At 70.8% G+C, this 7,324-nt stretch carries 7 protein-coding genes; 5 read left to right on the top strand and 2 right to left on the bottom strand.

The annotated features are described in order from the left end of the window. Positions 1–117: 117 nt before the first annotated feature. Positions 118–705, bottom strand: coding sequence for a TetR/AcrR family transcriptional regulator (locus tag HF577_RS25715; RefSeq protein ID WP_169398521.1), 588 nt, complete (start codon positions 703–705; stop codon positions 118–120). Positions 706–760: 55 nt separating this feature from the next. On the opposite strand from HF577_RS25715, the gene HF577_RS25710 reads away from it, so the two are divergent. The 3 genes from HF577_RS25710 to HF577_RS25700 all read left to right on the top strand — a co-directional run bounded on the left by HF577_RS25710 (position 761) and on the right by HF577_RS25700 (position 4,269). After that, complete coding sequence (locus HF577_RS25710) at positions 761–1,903, top strand: acyl-CoA dehydrogenase family protein (RefSeq protein ID WP_169398520.1); 1,143 nt, start codon at positions 761–763, stop codon at positions 1,901–1,903. 373 nt (positions 1,904–2,276) lie between these two features. Continuing rightward, positions 2,277–3,161: an alpha/beta fold hydrolase gene (locus HF577_RS25705; RefSeq protein WP_169398519.1), complete on the top strand. Its 885-nt coding sequence runs from the start codon at positions 2,277–2,279 to the stop codon at positions 3,159–3,161. Between the two features lie 373 nt (positions 3,162–3,534). Further along, positions 3,535–4,269 carry a class I SAM-dependent methyltransferase gene (locus tag HF577_RS25700; RefSeq protein WP_312859384.1) on the top strand — a complete coding sequence of 245 codons (735 nt, stop codon included), beginning with the start codon at positions 3,535–3,537 and terminating at the stop codon, positions 4,267–4,269. A gap of 10 nt (positions 4,270–4,279) precedes the next feature. On the opposite strand, the gene HF577_RS25695 is transcribed toward HF577_RS25700, so the two are convergent. Continuing rightward, positions 4,280–5,530, bottom strand: a complete 1,251-nt coding sequence (locus HF577_RS25695; protein WP_312859383.1) for an MFS transporter — start codon at positions 5,528–5,530, stop codon at positions 4,280–4,282. 145 nt (positions 5,531–5,675) lie between these two features. On the opposite strand from HF577_RS25695, the gene HF577_RS25690 reads away from it, so the two are divergent. Then, entirely contained in the window at positions 5,676–6,284 is a 609-nt protein-coding gene (locus HF577_RS25690) for a TetR/AcrR family transcriptional regulator (RefSeq protein WP_169398517.1), read from the top strand. Between the two features lie 5 nt (positions 6,285–6,289). Further along, the gene (locus HF577_RS25685; protein ID WP_169398516.1) at positions 6,290–7,291 is read left to right on the top strand and encodes a zinc-dependent alcohol dehydrogenase family protein; all 1,002 of its coding nucleotides are present in this window, start codon (positions 6,290–6,292) and stop codon (positions 7,289–7,291) included. Positions 7,292–7,324 lie beyond the last annotated feature (33 nt).

Genomic DNA, 7,324 nt, shown 5'->3' with positions numbered 1-7,324 from the left:
CCCTTCCGCGCGCGAGTCGCCCCGCACCCGTCATGTCGCCCCGGCCGCGCCGCGCACCCGTAGTGGCCACCGTGCACACGTCCTGACGTGTGCACGGTGGTCACCAGATGTGCGTGGTCAGGGGACGCCGAGCCCGTGCAGCAGGAGTTCGGCCAGCCGGGCGTAGGCGTCGGCGTCGTCCAGACCGGTGGCCGCGGCCACCTGCCGCTGCTGGATGCGCACCATCACCGACGTGACGACGTCCGCCACGAACCCGGTGTGCACGTTGCGGAACGCTCCGGCCGCCACTCCCTCGTCGACGAGCTGCTGCACCCGTCGGGCGGCGGCGCGGGTGTTGCGCGCGTACACCTCTGCGGCGGGCGGGAAGCCCGCGACATCCTCCACGAACCGCGCGGACGCCGGGGCGAGTTCGATGGCGACCGCACCGAGGTACCTGCCCACGCGGCGGCTCGGGTCACCCTCCGCGGCGACGGCGGCCTCGACACGCTCGGTCGCCCCCCGGAAGAAGTGCACCACCGCGGCCCGCACCAGCTGTTCCTTGCTCCCGGCCAGCGCGTAGAGGGTGCGCTTGGAGCAGTGCAGGCGCGCGGCGAGGTCGTCGAGCGTGAGGTGCGCGAAGCCCTCGGCCAGCAGCAGCCCCACGAGCTGGTCGAACAGCTGCTCTCTGCGAGCGGCACCGCGCCGGACGGGGACGGGGGTCGACATGACGGCTACTCTAGACGGTACTGAAGTCTTCTACTCAGTACCGTTAGGAGCTCGGATGGCCGTCGACCGACTGCTTCCCACCCAGGAGGCCGAGGACCTGCTCGCGCTCACGCGCGAGATCGCCGACAAGGAGCTCGCCACCCGCGTCGAGCAGCACGAGCGCGCCGAGACCTACCCGGACGGCCTGTTCGCGACGCTCGGCGAGGCCGGCCTGCTCGGCTTGCCCTACGCGGAGGAGCTCGGCGGGGGCGGCCAGCCCTACGAGGTCTACCTGCAGGTCCTGGAGGAGCTCGCGGCCCGGTGGGCGGCCGTCGCCGTGGCGGTGAGCGTGCACGGGCTCTCGTGCTTCCCGCTCGCCACCTTCGGGTCGCCCGCGCAGCAGGAGCGTTGGCTGCCGCACATGCTCGCCGGGGAGATGATCGGTGGCTACAGCCTGTCGGAGCCGCAGGCCGGCTCCGACGCCGCCGCGCTCGCCTGCCGGGCGGAGAAGGTCGACAACGGCTACCGCATCACCGGCACGAAGGCGTGGATCACCCACGGCGGGAAGGCCGACTTCTACGCGCTCTTCGCCCGCACCGCCGACGGCCCTCGCGGGGTCTCGTGCTTCCTCGCGCCGGGAGCCGCCGACGGTCTCTCCTTCGGCAGGCCGGAGGAGAAGATGGGCCTGCACGCCATCCCCACCACCACCGCGAACTGGGACGGCGCCGTGCTCGACGCCGAACGGCTGTTGGGAGCCGAGGGCCAGGGTCTGCAGATCGCGTTCGCGGCCCTCGACTCGGGCCGGCTCGGGATAGCCGCGGTCGCCACCGGCCTCGCCAGAGCCGCCCTCGACACCGCAGTGGCCTACGCCAACGAGCGCACCACGTTCGGCAAGAAGATCATCGACCACCAGGGCCTCGGGTTCCTGCTCGCCGACATGGCCGCCGCCGTCGATTCGGCCCGCGCCACCTACCTCGATGCCGCCCGCCGCCGTGACGCCGGGCGGGACTACAGCAGGCAGGCGAGCGTCGCGAAGCTCGTGGCCACGGACGCCGCGATGAAGGTCACCACCGACGCCGTGCAGGTGCTCGGCGGCTACGGCTACACCCGCGACTTCCCGGTGGAGCGCTACATGCGGGAAGCCAAGATCATGCAGATCTTCGAGGGCACCAACCAGATCCAGCGCCTGGTGATCGCCCGCTCGCTGGCAAGGGGCTAGATCATCGATCCGGCCACTCTGGCCCTCCCCCACTGGATCCATGATCAGGCCGCCGTCAGGCCGTCTGGGCTCTCGCCGGTGGTCGGGGCGAAGACACCGTCGAAGGCCGCCCGGGCGCGCTGGTAGCGATGAAGGCCGGCTGCCAGATGACCTTGTTGAACAGGTCGCCGCTGCGGATCCGTCCGTGATCACCGGCGATCAGGAGGGCTGTCTCGTGGGGTCGCCGTCAACGTCCTGCCATGGGAGCGCGAGCGCTGTGGGCGGGTTGGCGTCGGTGTGGGCGATGACGTCTGGTGCGGGAGTCACTCCTTCATAAAGGGTCCGGGTTGTCTTGTCCAATCCACCGGCGCGCACCGCCGGGGACAGTGGTCCCATGGGGCTCGTGACTGTTCCTCGCGACGAACCGCACGTGACAAGCGACGCCGTGGCCACCGTCGAGGAGGCGACCCTGCCGCTGGAGGGCGGCACCATCCACGTCTGCCAGGACGGCCCACGCGACGCCCCCGCGCTCTTGCTCATCCACGGGTCCGGCTCCTCAAGCCGTACATGGGACCCGCTGGTTCCGCTGCTGACCACGTCCCATCGCGTCATCCGGCTCGATCTGCTCGGGCACGGCCGGTCGGACAAACCGGCCGATGGCGACTACGAGATCCCCGCGCAGGCACGCCGGGTCGCCGGAGCACTGGACCAGCTCGGCGTCGAGCACGTCATCGTGGTCGGCCACTCTTCCGGCGGTAACGCCGCCACCGCTCTCGCCGAGCAACGACCCGACCTGGTGACGGCGCTCGCGCTCATCAACACCGGACCCCGCGTGGAGGCGCGCATTGCAACACCAGAAGGCGCCATCGAACCCTCGCAGTGGCCGCATCTCACCGACGAGCAGCTCCATCAGGTAGCGAGCACTGGTTTCAGCCGCCCGGGCTACCAGCCCCCGCAACAACTCCTGGACGACGTGCGCTGTATGACCTACCACACGTTCACCACGACGATGCAGGCGTCCCGTGCCTACATCGAGCAGCAGCCGCTCCCGGATCGGCTGGTTCCCCTCGGCAAGCCGCTGCTCGTGATCTACGGCGAGGACGACCGGCGATGGCGATCGCCCCACGCCGCCGACTACCACGCCGTTGCGGGCGCGCATGTTGAGATGCTGCCCGGGCTCGGACACTCCCCCCACCTGGAAGATCCGCTACGGACCGCCGCGCCCCTCTTAGCCTTCACCGCGACCCTCGCCACGCAGATAGACCGAACGACACAGTGACGACACCCGCCGCGGCTCGCGACGATGCGCCCGGTCGAAGCTGACGCACAGCAGCGGTAGCAGCCGGAGGCAGCCCTTTGAAGCTGCTGCATGTTGGCTGACCTCACCCCATATCTCAGGCAGCCACGTAGCCACGAGTTCACACCGAGGTGCCCTGACAGCGACGTCTGATAGCAGCGGACCCAAACGAGGGGGTACGCACAGCGCTCGCCGGCCAGCACGCGGTGGTCACCGCCGTCATCTGGGCACGCACGCGACGGACCGGTCCGGCCCTGACACCGGGGAACAGCCCGTCCGTCCGGTGATCGGCAGGCGCTCACCCGGCCGGAAACCCGCTGGACGGTCCGCATGCTCCGTCGCCATGGTGGGCGCCGTGCGAGAGGAAATCTGGGACGCCGAGGTCGCTCGTCGTTACGACACGCCCGGAACCGGCATGTTCGCCCCCGAGGTCCTGGGGCCGACCGTCGACCGGCTCGCCGAGTTCGCCGGTGGTGGGCGGGCGCTGGAGTTCGCGATCGGGACCGGCCGCGTGGCCGTGCCGCTCGCCGAGCGGGGGGTGCCCGTCACCGGCATCGAGCTGTCACGTCCCATGGCCGACCGGCTGCGGACGAAGGTGGACGAGGCGACGATCCCGGTGGTCATCGGCGACATGGCCACCGCACTCGCCCCCGGCTCCTACACGCTGGTCTACCTCGTGTTCAACACGATCTCGAACCTGCTCACCCAGGCCGAACAGGTCGCCTGCTTCCGCAACGCGGCCCGCCACCTCACCCCCGGTGGCCGCTTCGTGATCGAGCTCTGGGTGCCCGAGCTGCGGGCGCTCCCCCCGGGCCGGGAGGCGACGGTCTGGCACAACGAGCCCGGCTACATCGGGCTCGACACCTACGACGTCCAGAACCAGAACGTCGTGTCGCACCACTTCCGGTTCTCCGACGGCAGGCAAGCGGAGCTGTTCCGCAGCCCGCACCGCTACATCTGGCCCGGCGAGCTCGATCTCATGGCCCAGCTCGCCGGCTTCGAGCTGGAGTGGCGCCACGCGGACTGGGACGAGTCGGAGTTCACGGCCGAGTCCCGCTCCCACGTGTCGGTCTACCGGCTCCCGCCGTAGCGGCCGGCCGTCACCCGCACTCGCGCCGATGACGACGAGCCGGGCTTCTCATGGTCGCGAGGAGAACGGGGAGCGCGCCGAGAAGGGCGAGACCCCGGATCGCGCCCGCGATGGGGTACGGGGCGCGCAGTCCCACCTTCTCGGCCACCAGGCCACCCGCCAGCGCTCCGAGCGGGATCAAGCCCCAGCCGATCATCCGGTAGGCGCTGTTGACGCGCCCGCGCAGGTCATCGGGTACCTGCTGCTGGCGCAGGCTCAGGGTGAGCACGCTCCAGATCGTGGTGGCGAAGCCACCGAGCGCCAGCAGGACGGCGAGGACCACGAGATCGGGCGCGATGCCCGTGGCTACGAAGATCAGCGCGTTCGCCGCGAGGGACGCCAGCAACGCGGGCAACGTGCCCGACCAGGCCACCAGGCGCTCGCTGACCACGCCCCCTATCGCGCCCCCGACGGCCGCGGCGGTCAGGAGCACGCCGTAGCCACCGGCGGTGACGTGCAGGGTCTGGGTGGCGAGCAGGACCAGGGTCGAGGTGCCCATCGCGTAGCAGAAGGTGTTGACGGCCAGGAGCACCGCGAGGGTGCGCAGCTGGCGGTGGCGCAGCAGCCAGCGCAGCCCGTCCCTGATCGCGGTGTGCATCGGCGCATGCTCGGCCGCTGATCGCCTGCCTGGGGGCAGGGTGGCGATCAGGGCGGCGGATCCCAGGAAGGACACGGCGTTCAGCGCGAACGGTGCGGCGGCCGTGACTGCGAACAGGAAGCTGCCCGCCGGTGGGCCGAGGAACTGCTGCCCCGTGTTGGTCACCGTGTTCTGGTAGCCGTTGGCCCGGTTCAGCAACGGTCCCGGAACGATCTGGGGCAGCATCGCCTGCGCGGCGTTGCCGAAAACGACGTCACACGCCCCGAGCATGAACGCCATCGCCGCGAGCACGGCCACGTGCATCTCGCCGGTGGCGACGAGGATCGCCGCGACGGTCACGACCGCTGCCTGCGCGAGCTGCGAACACACCATCAGCCGCTTCCGGTCGTGGCGGTCGACCAGCGCGCCGGCAGGCAGGGAGAAGATCAGCCACGGCAGATAAGCGGCTGCCGATACCGCCGCCACCAGCACCGGGGTAGGGGCCAACTGCACCGCCAGCAGGGGCACTGCCGTGACGAACGCACCGTCGCCCACATTGTCGATCGCGCCGGCCCACCACAGCCGCCAGTACGGCGTCGGGAGCCGGCCCTTCACGTCCGTCGTGGCCGCCTTCTCCGCCGTCACAACCTGCAGCCCGTCGTCATGGAGATCGAGTAGAACGTATGTTCGAGTGGCGGTCAAGCCGCCGGCCTTCCACCCGGACAGGAGACAGGCGTCACCCGACGCCGTTAATCGAACGTACTAGTCTGTTCGATTAGGGAGGTACGCCATGGTGACGCGGACCAGGAAGACCAACACCGAGGAGAAGATCCTCGCGACGGCGGCCGAGCTCTTCTACGCCAACGGGCTGCGCGGGGTGGGCATCGACCAGGTGATCGCGGAGTCCGGCGTCGCCAAGTCGACCCTGTACGTGCACTTCCGCACGAAGGACGAGCTCGTCGCGAGGTACCTGCGCAGGACGGACGACTCCTGGATGGCACAGCTGCAGGCCGCTGCGCAGCGCGCCGGGGACGATGCCGCAGCTCAGCTCGTCGGGCTCTTCGATGCCCTCCTCGACGCCTTCGACCGGCACGGCTTCTTCGGATGCCCGTTCGTCAGCGCCGCGGTCGAGACCGGGCTCGGTTCGGAGGCGCGGGCGATCACCGTGCAGCACACGCAACGTCGCCAGGCCTGGCTCACCGAGCTCGGCGCAGCGGCAGGCGCGGAGGATGCGGGCTCGCTCGCCCGGCACATCGGGCTCCTGATCGACGGCGCTCTGGCCTCCGGCCGGCTGCTGCAGGACCGCGCGGTCGTGGACGAGGCGAAGGCCGCAGCGCGCCTGCTCGTGGCGGGACACACCTCCCGGCAGAACCGATCAACGACACAAGAGACGAGGTAGCGCTGATGCGCGCCGCACTGTTGGAAGAGTTCGGTAGTCCGCTCACCCTGGGCGAGATCGAGAAGCCGGTCGCCGGTCCGGGCGAGGTTCTGGTGAGGGTGGCAGCGAGTGGCGTCAACCCGCTGGACCTGAAGCTCACGGCGGCAACGGCCGCCCGGGGCGGTGCGACGCAGGGCCGCCCGACCCGGTTGCCCGCCGTGCTCGGCATGGACCTCGCGGGAGTGGTCGAGGAGATCGGCGCCGGTGTCACCGGCTTCTCCCCTGGTGACGAGGTGTACGGGCTGACCGGCGGCATCGGGGACCTCCAGGGATCACTCGCCGAGTACGCCGCCGTGGACGCCACGTTACTGGCTCGCAAGCCGGAGGCGGTGAGCCTGCGGGAGTCCGCGGCGCTCCCCCTGGTCGCCATCACCGCGTGGGAAGCCCTCGTGGACAGGGCACATGTGGACGCCGGCCAGAAGGTGCTGGTGCATGCCGGCGCCGGCGGCGTCGGGCACGTCGCCGTCCAGATCGCCCGGGCCCGCGGCGCCGAGGTCTTCGCCACCGGGTCGGCCTGCAAGCTGGCGGTCATCGAACGCCTCGGCGCCACCCCGATCGACTACACCACCACCCCGGTGGAGGAGTACGTCACGCAGCACACCGGCGGCGAGGGGTTCGACGTCATCCTCGACACCGTCGGCGGAACGACGCTCGATGCGTCCTTCCCGGCGGTGCGCACCTACACCGGGCACGTGGTGAGCGTGCTGGGCTGGGGCGCCCACGACCTCACGCCCCTGTCGCTGCGGGGCTCCACCTACTCCGGCGTCTTCACGCTGGCGCCGATGCTGACCGGACGCGGACGCACGCACCACGGCGAGATCCTGCGTGACGTCGCCGCGCTGGTCGACACCGGAGCGCTGCGGCCCGTGCTCGACTCCCGGCGGTTCACCCTCGAGACCGCGGCCGACGCCCACGCCGCGATGGGCAGCGGCACGGTCGCAGGCAAGGTGGTGGTCGACGTGAGCTGACGGGCCGTGGCGGGTCCACCGGCCGCGAGCGGT

The organism is Pseudonocardia xinjiangensis, from assembly GCF_012911925.1.
Classification (GTDB): Bacteria; Actinomycetota; Actinomycetes; order Mycobacteriales; family Pseudonocardiaceae; genus Pseudonocardia; species Pseudonocardia xinjiangensis.
Note: the sequence above shows the minus strand (reverse complement) of the source record. Positions and strands in the feature narration are given on the sequence as shown.